Annotated in this window: 14 protein-coding genes; 2 read left to right on the plus strand and 12 right to left on the minus strand. The window is 66.9% G+C overall.

The features are described 5' to 3' along the window. Positions 1-5: 5 nt before the first annotated feature. Complete coding sequence (locus ACAM55_RS10530) at positions 6-1,286, minus strand: amidohydrolase family protein (protein WP_369655957.1); 1,281 nt, start codon at positions 1,284-1,286, stop codon at positions 6-8. A gap of 232 nt (positions 1,287-1,518) precedes the next feature. On the opposite strand from ACAM55_RS10530, the gene cysC reads away from it, so the two are divergent. Together cysC and ACAM55_RS10540 are read left to right on the plus strand one after the other, a co-directional pair. Further along, on the plus strand, positions 1,519-2,100 hold the full coding sequence (cysC, locus tag ACAM55_RS10535) for an adenylyl-sulfate kinase (protein ID WP_369655958.1): 582 nt from the start codon (positions 1,519-1,521) through the stop codon (positions 2,098-2,100). After that, complete coding sequence (locus tag ACAM55_RS10540) at positions 2,097-3,173, plus strand: hypothetical protein (protein WP_369655959.1); 1,077 nt, start codon at positions 2,097-2,099, stop codon at positions 3,171-3,173. Before cysC ends, ACAM55_RS10540 begins: the two co-directional genes overlap by 4 nt. 75 nt (positions 3,174-3,248) lie before the next feature. Here the strand turns inward: ACAM55_RS10540 and ACAM55_RS10545 are convergent, their stop codons facing one another. From ACAM55_RS10545 to ACAM55_RS10595, 11 genes are all read right to left on the minus strand, one after another. Then, the gene (locus ACAM55_RS10545) at positions 3,249-3,707 is read right to left on the minus strand and encodes a hypothetical protein (protein ID WP_369655960.1); all 459 of its coding nucleotides are present in this window, start codon (positions 3,705-3,707) and stop codon (positions 3,249-3,251) included. Continuing rightward, positions 3,707-4,630, minus strand: a complete 924-nt coding sequence (locus ACAM55_RS10550) for an ABC transporter permease (RefSeq protein ID WP_369655961.1) — start codon at positions 4,628-4,630, stop codon at positions 3,707-3,709. The genes ACAM55_RS10545 and ACAM55_RS10550 overlap by 1 nt, the downstream gene beginning before the upstream one ends. Continuing rightward, the gene (locus tag ACAM55_RS10555; RefSeq protein WP_369656371.1) at positions 4,627-5,688 is read right to left on the minus strand and encodes an ABC transporter permease; all 1,062 of its coding nucleotides are present in this window, start codon (positions 5,686-5,688) and stop codon (positions 4,627-4,629) included. Before ACAM55_RS10555 ends, ACAM55_RS10550 begins: the two co-directional genes overlap by 4 nt. Continuing rightward, the gene (locus tag ACAM55_RS10560) at positions 5,688-7,292 is read right to left on the minus strand and encodes an ABC transporter ATP-binding protein (RefSeq protein WP_369655962.1); all 1,605 of its coding nucleotides are present in this window, start codon (positions 7,290-7,292) and stop codon (positions 5,688-5,690) included. Before ACAM55_RS10560 ends, ACAM55_RS10555 begins: the two co-directional genes overlap by 1 nt. Before the next feature lie 46 nt (positions 7,293-7,338). Further along, a complete protein-coding gene (locus ACAM55_RS10565) occupies positions 7,339-8,277 on the minus strand; it encodes a 5'-methylthioadenosine/S-adenosylhomocysteine nucleosidase (RefSeq protein ID WP_369655963.1) in 939 nt (312 codons plus the stop codon). A gap of 14 nt (positions 8,278-8,291) precedes the next feature. Next, complete coding sequence (locus ACAM55_RS10570; RefSeq protein ID WP_369655964.1) at positions 8,292-9,296, minus strand: BMP family protein; 1,005 nt, start codon at positions 9,294-9,296, stop codon at positions 8,292-8,294. 76 nt (positions 9,297-9,372) lie between these two features. Continuing rightward, positions 9,373-10,002: a uracil phosphoribosyltransferase gene (upp, locus tag ACAM55_RS10575; RefSeq protein ID WP_021007470.1), complete on the minus strand. Its 630-nt coding sequence runs from the start codon at positions 10,000-10,002 to the stop codon at positions 9,373-9,375. A gap of 33 nt (positions 10,003-10,035) precedes the next feature. After that, a complete protein-coding gene (locus tag ACAM55_RS10580) occupies positions 10,036-11,457 on the minus strand; it encodes a URC4/urg3 family protein (protein ID WP_369655965.1) in 1,422 nt (473 codons plus the stop codon). Continuing rightward, entirely contained in the window at positions 11,454-12,782 is a 1,329-nt protein-coding gene (locus tag ACAM55_RS10585; RefSeq protein WP_369655966.1) for a GTP cyclohydrolase II, read from the minus strand. Before ACAM55_RS10585 ends, ACAM55_RS10580 begins: the two co-directional genes overlap by 4 nt. Positions 12,783-12,894: 112 nt before the next feature. Beyond that, positions 12,895-13,365 carry a DUF6152 family protein gene (locus ACAM55_RS10590; protein WP_369655967.1) on the minus strand — a complete coding sequence of 157 codons (471 nt, stop codon included), beginning with the start codon at positions 13,363-13,365 and terminating at the stop codon, positions 12,895-12,897. 15 nt (positions 13,366-13,380) lie between these two features. Then, on the minus strand, positions 13,381-13,800 hold the full coding sequence (locus tag ACAM55_RS10595) for a hypothetical protein (protein ID WP_369656372.1): 420 nt from the start codon (positions 13,798-13,800) through the stop codon (positions 13,381-13,383). Positions 13,801-13,917: the final 117 nt, after the last annotated feature.

The following is a 13,917-nucleotide window of genomic DNA, read 5'->3' on the forward strand; positions in this document are numbered from 1 at the left end:
GCCCGTTAGGACTTCGGGATCATCCAGCTGGTGGCCTGCGCGCGGCCCGGCAGATGCAGCGCGGCCGTGGCGGCCGGCGTTTCCGCCAGCAGCCTGCCCTTGCGAAACACCTTGAGCCGCGTGGCACGCAGGCGGATCGCCTCGACCGGGTCGCGCGCCTGCAGCAGCACGAAGCTCGCATCGCAGCCGGCCTCCAGGCCGTAGCCTTCCAGGTGCATCACGCGCGCAGCATTCGTGGTCACGGCCTCGAAGCATTGGCGGATGCCGGCCTGGCTCGTCATCTGCGCCACGTGCAGGCCCATGTGCGCGACTTCGAGCATGTCGCCCGAGCCCATGCCGTACCAGGGATCCATCACGCAGTCGTGGCCGAAGGCGACGTTCACGCCGGCGGCCATCAGCTCGGGCACGCGCGTCATGCCGCGGCGCTTGGGATAGGTGTCGTGCCGGCCCTGCAGCGTGATGTTGATGAGCGGATTCGAAACCACGCTGACGCCGCTCTCGGCAATGAGTGGCAGCAGCTTGCTCACGTAGTAGTTGTCCATCGAATGCATCGACGTGCAGTGCGAGCCCGTCACGCGGCCCTGCATGCCGAGGCGCTGCGCCTCGAAGGCCAGCGTCTCGATGTGGCGCGAGAGCGGGTCGTCGGACTCGTCGCAGTGCATGTCGACCAGCTTGCCGCGCTCGGCCGCAAGTTCCATCAGCAGCTTCACGCTGGCAGCGCCATCGGCCATGGTGCGCTCGAAATGCGGAATGCCGCCGACCACGTCCACGCCCTTGTCGAGCGCGCGCTTCAGGTTGTCGACGCCGCCGGGGGAGCGCAGCACGCCGTCCTGCGGAAAGGCGACCAGCTGCAGGTCGAGGTGGGGCGCCACCTGGCGCTTGACTTCGAGCAGCGCATCGACCGCGAGCAGGCTGGGGTCGCTGGTGTCCACGTGAGAGCGGATGGCTAGCAGCCCTTTGGCCACGGCCCAGTCGCAATACGCCAGCGCGCGCTCGATCAGCGCGTCGGCCGTGAGCAGCGGCTTGAGCTCGCCCCACAGCGCGATGCCTTCGAGCAGCGTGCCGCTCTGGTTGATGCGCGGCAGGCCATAGCTCAGCGTGGCGTCCATGTGAAAGTGCGGGTCGACGAAATGGGGCGCGACGAGCAGGCCTTGCGCGTCGAGCGTTTCGTGGGCAGGGGCGACGAGGCCTTTGGTGACTTCGGCGATGCGGCCTCCCTCGACGGCAATCGACATGCCGGTGCGGCCATCGGGGAGGGTGGCGTTGGTGAGGAGAAGATTCAGCATTGGATGCTCTGCACGGCGGTGTTTCCAGTGGCCCGAGATAGAGCCTAATTTTCATATCAGAAAACTTTGCGCTGGGGAGACAAAGCGCAAGAAGGTGCTGTCTATCCTCTCATGCTCCGATATACCAAGCTCAAAGTCGTGGTTTCATGTGGATTGTTGACCCGAATTCTTCGTGGCTCCGTGTCGCTTACCCGGCAGATCGGCCGTGCATTTTGTCCAAAGGCCGAAGATCATGAGGATTGATCATGATCCGATATTGCCGCAAAGGCAGTGGAGTGACGCACCGTGCGTTATTTGGTTAACAGGACTTTCAGGCGCCGGCAAATCTACGATCGCCAAAAGTCTGCGCCTGCGTGCAATTGCCGCCGGTGTTCCGGTCGCCATTCTTGACGGGGACGATGTTCGCCGCGGCCTGAGCCAAGGGTTGGGGTTTGGCCAGGCGGATCGCCGCGAGAACATCCGAAGAATTGCCGAAGTCGCCCGCTTGCTGAGTGACCAGGGGCTCGTGGTCATCGTGGCCGCTGTGTCTCCGATGCGTGAACTCCGCGCCTTGGCGCGGAACATCATCGGCGCGGCTTTCCGTGAAGTCTATGTAAGTGCCCCACTCGCGGCTTGCGAACGGCGAGATGTCAAAGGTCTGTACGCGCGCGCGCGCCGGGGCGAGGTGACCAAATTCACGGGCATCTCGGATGCCTACGAGGCCCCCCTTCAGCCCGACTTGGTCATCGATACCTCGGACTGTGAAGTCGCGCAGGCAACGAGCGCTCTGATGTCGGCTTTCAGCGAGTGGCGCATGAGGGACAGAAGAAAATGAAAAATCATCTGCTGATCGCAGGAACAGGTCGGGCCGGCACGACGTTCCTGGTGCAATACCTTGCCGAATGCGGTCTGGATACTCATCTTGCCCGCAATCAGCATCCCGGTTACGACGAGGATGCCAACGCGGGGCTGGAAGACTTGCTGCTAGGCAATGCCGATGCGCCATACGTCGTCAAGTCGCCCTGGTTGTACGAGTACGTGGAGCGCCTGCTGGCAGATCGAGAGATTGCGGTGGATGCGGTCATTGTTCCAATGCGAAGCATCGTCGAAGCGGCAACCAGTCGTTCCATCAACGAGTTGCGCGCACGTTATGGCAGCCCGACGATGCCCGACGATTGCAAGCAATGGGAGTCCTGGGGAACGACGCCGGGCGGAATCGTCTATTCACTCAACCCCATCGACCAGGCGCGTCTTCTTGCGCTTGGCTTCCATGAACTTCTGCACGCGCTCGTGAAGCGAAATATTCCAGTCGTGCTGCTTGATTTTCCGCGTTTGGTCGACGACCCAAACTATCTCTATGAGGCAGTGCGTTCGGTCCTGGGGAGCAAGGTCGATCGTGCATCGGCCCTGCGTGCGCATGAGCGAATTGCGGTGCCTTCGAAGGTTCGCATTGGCAAGGAGTTGACTCTTGATGACGCTGTGAAATGCCAGCCGGATTCCGGCACAAAGCCGGCAGGCATTGCATTCCCCAGCCATGCGGTGCTTGACAGAACCGCATTGAAACGCCAACTGGACAAGACGACGATTCATGCCGAGCAACTGATCTTGGAAAAAACGGCGTTGGAACGGGAACTCGAAAAGGCACGGACTCATGCCCAGCAATTGACGTTGGGCAGCACCGTATTGGAACGGGAGCGGGATGAAGCAACGACCCGTGCTGCGCAACTGACACTGGAAAAAGCCGAACTGAATCAGAGGCTGAAGGAGTCCGCGATCTGCGTTGCGCAAATGGAGCGGCGCGTTGTCTCATTGCAGGCGTCGCACTCGTGGCGTGTGACCGCGCCGATGCGCGTGGTATCTGGCGTGATGAAGAATTTTTGGCGAGCGGCATTTTCTTCTCGTCCATGAAAAGAAACCGGTGCAGCATCGATACGGGACCGAACGCGCGGGGTGGCCGCCAGCGAGAGCCGACCGAGATTTGCCTTAGCGCGTGCGTTGCGCCCGGTACCGGTACTGCCCCGGCGCAGGTCCGACCTCGATCATCACGCGGCGCAGCTTGTCGTCGTGGCCCGAACTGGCCCTGGCCGATACCACGATGCCGCGCGGCGTGGCGCGGCAGGTCAGGTCGCTGAGCGCGATCTCGGCATGGTCGTTGTCGAGTTCGGCGATGGCGACCGTGTGCTCGGCATGCGGGCTGCCATTGGCGTCACGGCGCATCCATTGCACGTAGAGGAACGACTGTGCCTCCTGGTCGGCATGGATCACGCGGTAGGTGCCCTTGTGGTCCTTGCCCCAGGTGCCGCACAACTGCACCCAGTTGACTGCGTCGGGGGTCTTGAAGCGCTCGTAGGGCAGGTCGCTGCCCAGCGCGTGCACGCCCGCGCTGCACAGCGCCAGCAGCGCCATGAGCAGCGTTCCACGTACGGCGGCCGGCTTCGGCATCAGCGTTCACCCTTGCGATAAGGCTTCATCAGCGCCTGCGGATAGCTGGCCTTGCGCGCCACCAGCACCAGCGCGAGGATCGACAGCAGGTAGGGCAGCATCAGGTAGATCTGGTAGGGCAGCACCGCATCGCCCGATTGTTGCAGCCGCAGCTGCAGCGCGTCGAAAAACGCGAACAGCAGCGCGCCGAGCAGGGCCTTGCCAGGCCGCCACGAGGCGAACACCACCAGCGCCACGCAGATCCAGCCTCGGCCGTTCACCATGTTGAAGAAGAAGGCGTTGAAGGCGGAGAGCGTGAGAAACGAGCCGGCCACGCCCATCAGCGCCGAGCCCGCCACGATGGCGCCGGTGCGCGTGGCCGCGACCGACACGCCCTGGCTTTCGGCCGCCTGCGGGTTCTCGCCGACCATGCGCAGCGCAAGGCCGAGCGGCGTGCGGTAGAGCACCCAGGCGATGGCTGGCACCAGCAGCAGCGCGAACAGGGTGAGCGACGTCTGCGCGTTCAAGATCGGCACCGGCAGCCACTCCATCGGCGCGAAGGGGGCGATGGTCGGCGGCGCGTTCACCTTCGGAAAGCTCACGCGGTATCCGAAGTAGCTGAGGGCCGTGGCCAAGAGCGTGATGCCCAGCCCCGACACGTGCTGCGACAGCGCAAGGCCCACGGTGAGAAAGGCGTGCAGCAGCCCGAACACCATGCCCGTGAGCGCGGCCGCGCCGACGCCCACCCACAGAGGCGCACCGGCATAGACCGCGAGCCAGCCCGTGAAGGCGCCCGCGACCATGATCCCCTCGATGCCCAGGTTGAGCACGCCCGCGCGCTCGCACAGCAGCACCCCGAGCGTGCCGAGAATGAGCGGCGTGGCGATGCGCAGCACCGCGACCCAGAAGGCGGGATTGGCGAGGATGTCGAGCAGGTCCGTCATCTCAGCCGCACCCGGTATTGCGTCAGCAAGGTCGCCACCAGCACCGCGATCAGCGAGGCCGCCACGATCACGTCGGCGATGTAGGTCGGCACGCCCACGGCGCGGCTCATGGTGTCGGCGCCGACCAGCACGCCCGCCACGAACACGCCGGCGGCGATCACGCCGAGCGGATGCAGGCCCGCGAGCATCGCGATCACGATGCCTGTGTAGCCATAGCCCGGCGACATGTCGAGCGTGACGTAGCTCGTGCGGCCCGCCACTTCGATGGCGCCGGCCAGCCCGGCCAGCGCGCCCGAGAGCAGCGCCACCAACACCACCGTGCGCGTGGCTGGCACGCCCGCAAAGGCGGCGGCGCGCGCATTGGCGCCCGTGGCGCGGATGTCGAAACCCAGCACCGTGTACTTGAAGATCGCCCACATCATCACCGCCAGCGACACCGCCCAGACGAGCCCGGTGTGCACGCGCGTCTGGGCGATGAGCTTGCCGAGTTCGAGGTCGGGCTGCAGCGACACACTCTGCGGCCAGCCCATGGCGGCCGGGTCTTTCATCGGCCCGTCGAGCAGGGCCGAGACGCCCAGCAGCACGATGAAGTTGATCAGCAGCGTGGTCACCACCTCGTCGACGCCGAGCTTGTTCTTCATGAGTGCCGGGCCCAGCAGCAGCAGGGCGCCCGCGACGGCCGCAGCCAGCATCATCAGCGGGAACAGCAGCCAGGGCGCAAGCTCGAAGCCGGCGCCGCCGTGCAGGCCGCCCACGGCCACGGCGGCAAGGGCGCCGGCGAACAGCTGCCCCTCGGCGCCGATGTTGAAAAGGCGCGCCTTGAAGGCGACCGTCGCGGCCAGCCCGGTGAGGATCAGCGGTACCGCGCGCGTCAGCGTCTCGCTCCATGCGAACACCGAGCCGAAGCCGCCCTGCAACAGCAACGCGTAGGTGCGGCCGACAGGCGCGCCGGCCCAGAGCACGAGCAGCGCGCTCACCACCATGGTGAACGCGACCGCGCCGATGGGCGCCAGCACCAGCGCGGCGCGCGAGGTTTCGTGGCGCCGTTCGAGCCGCATCATGGCAAGGTTCCCGCGAGTGGCTGCTGCGGCGCCGCCGCGCCGGCCATCGCCAGCCCGATGGCTTCGCGCGTCCAGGCGGCGGCGGGGCGCGCTTCGCCCAGTTGGCCCCCATGCATCACGGCCACGCGGTCGCCGAGCGCGAGCACTTCGTCGAGGTCATCGGAAATCACCAGCACCGCAGCGCCGGCATCGCGCGCGGCGATGAGCTGCTGCTGCACATAGGCCACGGCACCGATGTCGAGGCCCCAGGTCGGCTGGTGCGCGACGATCAGGCGCGGCGCGCGCGTCGGGTACTTCTTGTTGTCTGCGTCTTCGGCCTGCTCGGGTGCGAGCAGCGCGCGGCCAAGGATCAGTTTCTGCATGTTCCCGCCGGAGAGCGAGCGGGCCGGCGCCATCAGGCCGGCGCCGCGCACGTCGAATGCTTTTTCGATGCGCCGGGCATGAAGCCGCGCGGCCGCGCGCCGCACGAACCACGACCAGCGCGAGAACACCGGGCTGCGCAACCGCTCCGACACTGCGTTCTCCCACACCGGCAGGTCGCCGACCACGCCGACCGCATGCCGGTCTTCCGGAATGCGCGCCACGCCGCGCTGCACCAGCCGGGCAGGCGAGGGCGGCAGTGCGCGGCCCATCAGCCGGGCCGTGCCCGACGTGGCGCGGCGCGTGCCGCACAGCAACTCGGCCAGCGCCACCTGGCCGTTGCCCGAGACGCCTGCGATGGCGGTGATCTCGCCGGCGCGCAGCGTCAGCGACACCTCGCGGAGGGCGCTCGAATGGTCCTGCCCGCCATCCTTGGCCGATGCGGTGCTCACATGGTCGAGCACGCAGACGGCATCGCCCACCGACTTGGCCGGCCGGCGCTGCGGGGCGTCGACCGCATGTCCGACCATCCAGAGCGCCAGCTGCGCCTGCGTGGTCTCGGCTGTGCGTGCCTCGGCCGCGAGCTTGCCGCCGCGCAGCACGGCAATGCGATGCGACACGCGCAGCACCTCGCCGAGCTTGTGGCTGATGAAGATCACCGACAAACCCTGCGCCACCATCTGCGCGAGCGTGGCAAACAGCGCTTCGCTCTCCTGCGGCGTCAGCACGGCGGTCGGCTCGTCGAGAATCAGGATGCGCGCGCCGCGATACAGCGCCTTGAGAATCTCGACGCGCTGCCGCTCGCCGACCGAGAGGTTGCCGATCATCGCGTCGGGCTGCACCGGCAGGCCGAAGCGCTGCGCCACTTCGAGCAGGCGCGCGCGTGCCGCCGCGCGGCGCGAGAATACGCGCCACAGCGGCTCGGTACCCATCATCACGTTGTCGAGCACGCTGAGGTTGTCGGCCAGCGTGAAGTGCTGGTGCACCATGCCCACGCCGGCGGCCAGCGCGGCCTTGGGGTTGCCGTGAGGCAGTGGCGCACCGAAGACCTCGATGCTGCCTTCGTCGGCGACGTAGTGGCCGAACAGAATGGACATGAGCGTCGACTTGCCCGCGCCGTTCTCGCCCAGCAGCGCAAGCACTTCGCCAGCCTGCAGGTCGAGGGAGATGGCGTCGTTGGCGACGAGGGCGCCAAAGCGCTTGGTGATGCCCCTGAGGCGGAGCACGGTCGCGCTGTTCATGAGGGTCTTGCTCCTTCCCCCCGAAGGGGAGGGAGTGAAAGCGGGATCACTTCCACGCGGCCAGGAACGCCAGCATGACCTTGGCCGAGTTGTCGGCTGCAATGCCCATGAAGGTGCCCATCTCGTTCTCGCCGTCGCCGCCGCCCGCGAGGTCGCTGAGAGAGCGGAAGGCGATGTAGGGCACGCCGTTGCTGTAGGCCACCATGCCCACGGCCGCGGTCTCCATGTCGAGCACGTTGGCCTGGAAGGTCTTGAAGGTGTATTCGCGATACGCCTTGTTGTCCATGAAAGCCTGGCCCGAGACGCCGTTGCCCCCCACCACCAGCTGGGGCTTGCGCGCCAGGCACTTGCCGGCGCTGCAATTCGCGAGGTCGACGTTGCGGATGCTGCGCGCCACTTCGAGCATCTTCGGGTCGGCTTCGAACCAGAACTTGCGCATGATCTGCGGATGCGCCGCGGAGCGCACCTCGACCGGGCGCGGATGCATCATGCCGAAATTGGGCAGCGTGGCATCCTTGATGAAGGGCGGCGCAGTGTATTTGCCCGGCGCGGTTTCGCGCGCCATCAGCACTTCGAGGTACTGTCCCCATTGGGCCGGTACCGTGACGTCGCCCACATGCAGCTGCGGATTCACGCCGCCCGCGATGCCGCTGAAGACAATGCTGGTGATGCGAAAGCGGTCGAGCGCCAGCTGCGTGTTCATCGTCGCGTTGGTCATGCTGATGCCCGAGAGGAACAGCACGACCGGCTTGCCTTCGAGCGTACCGGTGGTGAACTCGACGCCGTTGACGCTGTGCTTCGCCGCCCCCTGCAGGCGGTTCAGCAGCAGCGTGAGCTCGGGCTGGAAAGCCGAGATCACCGCGATGCGGGGGGTGTCGTCCAGCCGGGTGCCGCCGATGCCGGCACCGCTTGTCTTGTTGACGCCGGCGCAACCCGCCAGACCGAGGGCCAGCACGCCGGCCGCGAGAAAAGAGCGCCAGCGCATCGTCGTCGGCCCCTTCACTTTGCGGTGGACTTCGGTTGGGAGTCGTCGACCTTCACCGTGAACTTGCCGGCCAGGATGTCGGCCTGCTTTGCCTTCACCTTGGCGACGATGTCGGCGGGGACCTTCTTCTCGAAAGTGCCGAGCGGGGCGAGCTCGGAGCCCTTGTGCTTCATGGTCGAGTAGACGCCGTAGTCCTCGGCCGTGAACTTGCCTTCCTTCACGAGCTTGATCGCGCGGTCGGCCGAGGGCTCGAAGTTCCACAGCGCCGAGGCCACCACCGTGTCGGGGTACTGGGCCTGGGTGTCGATCACGTTGCCGATGGCGAGCTTGCCTTTTTCCTTGGCCGCGTCGGAGACGCCGAAGCGCTCCGCATACATCACGTCGGCGCCCTTGTCGATCATCGCGAAAGCCGCTTCCTTGGCCTTGGGCGGGTCGAACCAGCTGTTGATGAAGCTCACGCTGAACTCGACCTTGGGGTTGGTCTCCTTCGCGCCCGCCATGAAGGCGTTCATGAGCCTGTTCACTTCAGGAATGGGAAAGCCGCCGACCATGCCGATGCGGTTGCTCTTGGTCATGCCGCCGGCCACCATGCCGGAGAGATACGCCGGTTCCTGGATGTAGTTGTCGAACACGCTGAAGTTGGGGGCCTGCGGCTTGAGCGACGAGCCCATCAGGAAGGCGACCTTGGGAAAGTCTTTCGCGACCTTGCGCGCCGCCGCTTCCACGCCGAACACCTCGCCGAAGATCAGCTGGTTGCCGCCGGTGGCGTACTCGCGCATCACGCGCTCGTAGTCGGCATTGCTGACGTTTTCGGTGGCCTTGTATTCGATCTCGCCGCGCACCTCGGCGGCCTTGAGCGCCTTGTGGATGCGGCCCACCCACTGCTGCTCGAAGGGCACGGTGTACACCGCCGCCACCTTGAGCTTGGCCTGTGCGAGCGCGAGGCCGGGCGCGCCCGCTGCAAGCGTTGCCGCTGCGATGGCGACCGAACGAATGATCAACTGACGGCGTGCTGTCACGGTGCTTCTCCTCGAGGTATGGAAATCTTCTTGTTGCTGCCGGATCGACAGCGGCCGCCGCCAGAAGGCGCCGGCCTTACTTCGTGCCGAAGATGCGGTCGCCTGCGTCGCCGAGGCCCGGCAGGATGTACCCGTGGCTGTTCAGCTCGCGGTCGATCGCGGCGGTGTAGATCGGCACGTCGGGGTGCGCCTTCTGCATGGTCGCGATGCCTTCGGGGCAGGTGAGCAGGCAGACGAACTTGATCGACTTGGGGTTGAGCTCCTTCAGGCGTTCGACCGCGGCCACGGCCGAGTTGCCGGTGGCCAGCATCGGGTCGACCACGATCACGTCGCGGTTCTCCATTTCGCCGGGCATCTTGAAGTAGTACTCGACGGCCGTGAGCGTCTTGGGGTCGCGGTACAGGCCGATGTGGCCGACGCGCGCGCCCGGCACCACGGTCAGCATGCCGTCGAGGATGCCGGTGCCCGCGCGCAGGATGGACACCAGCACCAGCTTCTTGCCGTCGATGACCTTGGCCTGCATGGTTTCGAGCGGGGTCTCGACCTCGATGTCCTGCATCGGCATGTCGCGCGTGACCTCGTAGGCCATGAGCATGCTGATTTCGTTCAGGAGCCGGCGAAAGCTGTTGGTGGAAGCGTCCTTGCGGCGCATCAGCGTGAGCTTGTGCTGGACGAGGGGGTGATCGACGAGGTGGACGTTGCTCATTGGATTTTTTCTGCCGTTGCTGAAGCTGGGAGTCTAAAAGACGGTGCCGTCGCTTTCGATCAGGAGCGGTGGCGCTCCGTCACGCAAGCGCTGTGCCAAGACGCGGCCGGCGGCCCAGGTGCCGCCCTCAAGCACGCAGGCCAGCGGCAGTTCTTCCGCGGTGCGGTCGAGCATCTTGCGCACGTGCGGCGCCAGCTCGTCCAGCAGCGCCACGGTGAGCGCGCGCCACTCGACGATGAACTCGTCCCCGGCTTTCCAGACGCGCGAAAGAAAGGCCGGGTCCTTCGGCACGATCACGCCGCTGTCGATCAAGAGGCCGCCGTTGCGGTATTCGGGCAGGGCGGTGAGCGCATCGAGATGGCGCACTTTCACGCCCGCCCATTCGAAAGGCTCGAGCAGCGAATAGGTGAGCCATTGCGACAGCTTGTGGAACGGCATCCAGCCGTTGGTGAGGCCGGGGCCGCGCACCGCGCTGTGGCGCCAGCAGTCGCCGAGGGCGAGGGCCGGGTCGCTCCAGCCGATGCCGCCCGTGGCGTCGCTGCCATCGGCCGCGATGCTGTCGATGGCATTGGCGGAGGGCCAGATGCCCGACAGCGTTTCGAGCAGCAGCGACAGGATCTGGTGTGCCGTGATCTCGGCCGTGGGCGGCGCGGCGGCGCCAAGCGGGGCGACCAGCGCGTCGAACATGCCGGCGGGCCGGCCGTCGTCGCCGAAAGTCTCGGGTTGTTCGCTCATCGCCTCGCCGAGCCGGCGCAGCAGCACCGCGCGGCCGGCCAGGCCCACCAATGGGTTGACGTCGCTGACCTGGAAGGCGTCGCCGAGCCGGTCGGTCACGAGCCCTCGCAGGCCGGCCGCATCGGCTTGCAGCGGATGGTCGGGGTTGGACGAGAACAGTCCGCTGGTGAAGGCATGGAAGCTCGCGACGGCCAGCCCTTCGGAGCGCGTGAAGCGCTCGCCGGTGGCGGGCTCGGTGTAGTGCCAGTCGGGGCCGGCACCGGCATCGAGCAGCACGCTCACCAGCACCAGGTCGATGTGCGCGCTGGCGCGCTGCCGGGCATCGATGCGCTTGCCGAGCAGCTGGTCGAGCTGCTTCAGCCGGTCGACGCCGCCGGCTTCGAAGTGGCGCCAGCGGCTGTGGTACGGAATGGTGTCCCAGGGATAGCGCTCGCGCGTGACCTCGGCCACCGTGCGCGCCGCGTCGTCTATTGCACTGTCGCCGCCGATGCGGAACCACTGCGACTCGCCCCGGCGCGCGCGCGCCAGCAGCGCAGCCGCACGCTCGCGGATGGCTGCGGTCGTGCGCAGCACGGTGGCGGCGCCCGCGGGGTGGTCGGTGTCGGGAGCGAATTCGATCGCCGGATCGATGTCGCCTGCGCTGCCCGGCGGCAGGCTGCCCGAACCGTCGGCGGGCAGGTATTGGCTGCCGTTGTTCGTGGGGTCGGTCGTGCGGCTCATTCGCTCAGTCCCCGGCCCTTGGCTTTCTTGAGTTCCTCGGCATCGGGCACCGGGCCGGGCGTGAAATAGCCGGCGGCCATCTTGGCGTCCATCTCGACGCGGGCGTCGGCCGGAATCAGTTCGTCGGGAATGTTCACGCGCTCGCCGATCTCGATGCCCGAGCCGGTGATGGCGTCGAACTTCATGTTGCTCATCGACACGAGCCGATGGATCTTCTTGATGCCGAGCCAGTGGAAGACGTCGGGCATCAGCTCCTGGAAGCGCATGTCCTGCACGCCGGCCACGCACTCGGTGCGCGCGAAATACTGGTCGGCCGTGTCGCCGCCGACCTGGCGCTTGCGCGCGTTGTAGACCAGGAACTTGGTCACCTCGCCGAGCGCGCGGCCTTCCTTGCGCGAATAGGCGATGAGGCCGACGCCGCCGCGCTGCGCGCCCTGGATGCACTCTTCGATGGCGTGCGTGAGGTAGGGGCGGCAGGTGCAGATGTCGGAGCCGAATACGTCGGAGCCGTTGCACTCGTCGTGGATGCGCGCGGTGAGCTCCACCTCCGGGTTGGCCAGGTCGCGAGGGTTGCCGAAGATGTAGAGCGTCTGCCCGCCGATGGGCGGCAGGAACACCTCCAGGTCGGAGCGCGTGACGAGCTCGGGGTACATGCCGCCGGTCTCTTCGAACAGCGTGCGCCGCAGATCGGTTTCGGAACAGCCGAAGCGCCGCGCCACTTCGGGCAGGTACCACACGGGCTCGATGGCGGCCTTGGTCACCATCGCGGCGCCGCCCGCGGTGAGAAAGTGGCCGTCGGCCTTGAGGCGGCCGCTCTGCAGCGCTTCTATCACCTCGGGCAGGATCACGTGCGCCTTGGTGATCGCGATGGTCGGGCGAATGTCGTAGCCCGCGGCCAGCTCGGCGGAGAACACATCGGCCACCAATGCGCCCCAGGGGTCGAGCGAGACGATGCGGCCCGGCTCGCTCCACTGCGGGTACGGGCCGATCACGTCGGTGGGCGCGGTGTTGGTCAGGTCGGCCTTGTGCTCGCGCTTGAGGGCGCCGGCCGCCACGGCCAGTGCGCGGTACACGCTGTATGAGCCGCTGTGCGTGCCGATGACGTTGCGATGCGCCCGCTTCGTGGTGGTGCCCACCACGGGCCCGCGTTCGGTGGCGGTGGCCGCGCCCCATCGGATGGGCAGCGCGCCGAAACCCCCGGCATGGGAGGTCAGCCGGATGTGCCCGGTCGACGACGAAGGGTGAAGGGGGGGAAGGGGGGAGACGACAGGAGTCGCTGGAATCGCCGGGATCGCCGAAGGGGTCACTGTGCTATCTGCGGACATTGGAGGCCCTCAAAAAATGCAATGTACCGATCACTCGCGCGGCTGGCAAGCAGGGCGCGAACGTCGTCAGTGCCGCCGATGGCCGCGGCATTTCAAGCAGCCAGAGTGCCGTTCAGGCCGGCGAGGAGCGCAAGCCGTAGGCCTTGCCGCCGACGAACAGGTATTCGGCGCGCAGCACCGGGTCGCCTTTTTCGCCGGTGAAGGTGAAGCCCAGCGCGGCCACCGGGGTGCCAGGCTTGATCTCGTCGAGCCCCCAGGCCTGCAGGCGCGTGAGCGGCGCCAGTTCGATCATCCACTTGCGGTCGCGCCGCGTCGGCAGCTGCGCCTTGGCCAGCAGCGCGGGGCCATCGACGGCTGCGCTTTGCCTGGGCAACGCGCGCTGCTTCAGGTCGGGCGGCAGGACCGGGTTCTCGGGGAGTTCGAGTTCCAGTTCGCCATGCGGATTGCGCCACATGACCTTGGTCGCACGCCCCTCCAGATAGAGCGGGCGATCCTGGTCGAAGCTGCTCCATCCATGGTGGGCCCAGGCCGGCAGGGCCAGGCCCAGCGAACCGGCAACGAACAAGCGTCGTCTCTGAATCATCTCGGTCTCCTTGGCTCAGATGTAGGCAATCCAACGCCCGCAGATGATGACAGCCAGCCAAAACCCCAACGACAACAGGCATTGCGCCTTGGCCATTGCGCCGGTGGCGGCGGGGCCGCCGCGAACGTGGAACCAGATGGCATTGGCGCCCGCCAGGCCGATCAGGAACAGCTTGACCCGGAACGCATTGTTGGCCAGCAGTTCGCCGGGCTGCGTGGAGAACATGGTGAGGCCGGTGGCGGCGCACAGCCCGAAGCCGACCAGTGCCGGCAGCAGCGTCAGGCGGGCCAGCCGCGGCGCCGAAAGCTCCCGTCCGAGGCCGAGCACGCGCAGTTCGAACACCAGCAGGCCGCCGAACAGCAGCGCAATGCCGACGATGTGCACCACTTCCAGGGCCGGATAGGCCCAGGGGTGCGAAGTCAGCGCGGCCAGCATCGGCTTCAGTCCCTGCCCGGGCGCGGTTCGCGAACCGGACGGCATGAGGTGGCAGCTTGCATGGGCGCTCCTTCCGTGAGTTCGGGCGAGCTTAGCCGAGCATCGATCCCGGCGCCG

The organism is Variovorax sp. V213 (assembly GCF_041154455.1).
Classification (GTDB): domain Bacteria; phylum Pseudomonadota; class Gammaproteobacteria; order Burkholderiales; family Burkholderiaceae_C; genus Variovorax.

Bases quoted from the DNA above. Each gene is read 5' to 3' on its own strand.
- ACAM55_RS10585 (WP_369655966.1), bottom strand. From the start codon at position 12,782: ATGTCCGCAGATAGCACAGTGACCCCTTCGGCGATCCCGGCGATTCCA.
- ACAM55_RS10565 (WP_369655963.1), bottom strand. From the start codon at position 8,277: ATGCGCTGGCGCTCTTTTCTCGCGGCCGGCGTGCTGGCCCTCGGTCTG.
- ACAM55_RS10580 (WP_369655965.1), bottom strand. From the start codon at position 11,457: ATGAGCCGCACGACCGACCCCACGAACAACGGCAGCCAATACCTGCCC.
- ACAM55_RS10590 (WP_369655967.1), bottom strand. From the start codon at position 13,365: ATGATTCAGAGACGACGCTTGTTCGTTGCCGGTTCGCTGGGCCTGGCC.
- cysC (WP_369655958.1), top strand. From the start codon at position 1,519: ATGAGGATTGATCATGATCCGATATTGCCGCAAAGGCAGTGGAGTGAC.
- ACAM55_RS10560 (WP_369655962.1), bottom strand. From the start codon at position 7,292: ATGAACAGCGCGACCGTGCTCCGCCTCAGGGGCATCACCAAGCGCTTT.
- ACAM55_RS10595 (WP_369656372.1), bottom strand. From the start codon at position 13,800: ATGCTGGCCGCGCTGACTTCGCACCCCTGGGCCTATCCGGCCCTGGAA.
- ACAM55_RS10545 (WP_369655960.1), bottom strand. From the start codon at position 3,707: ATGCCGAAGCCGGCCGCCGTACGTGGAACGCTGCTCATGGCGCTGCTG.
- ACAM55_RS10530 (WP_369655957.1), bottom strand. From the start codon at position 1,286: ATGCTGAATCTTCTCCTCACCAACGCCACCCTCCCCGATGGCCGCACC.
- ACAM55_RS10555 (WP_369656371.1), bottom strand. From the start codon at position 5,688: ATGCGGCTCGAACGGCGCCACGAAACCTCGCGCGCCGCGCTGGTGCTG.
- upp (WP_021007470.1), bottom strand. From the start codon at position 10,002: ATGAGCAACGTCCACCTCGTCGATCACCCCCTCGTCCAGCACAAGCTC.
- ACAM55_RS10540 (WP_369655959.1), top strand. From the start codon at position 2,097: ATGAAAAATCATCTGCTGATCGCAGGAACAGGTCGGGCCGGCACGACG.
- ACAM55_RS10550 (WP_369655961.1), bottom strand. From the start codon at position 4,630: ATGACGGACCTGCTCGACATCCTCGCCAATCCCGCCTTCTGGGTCGCG.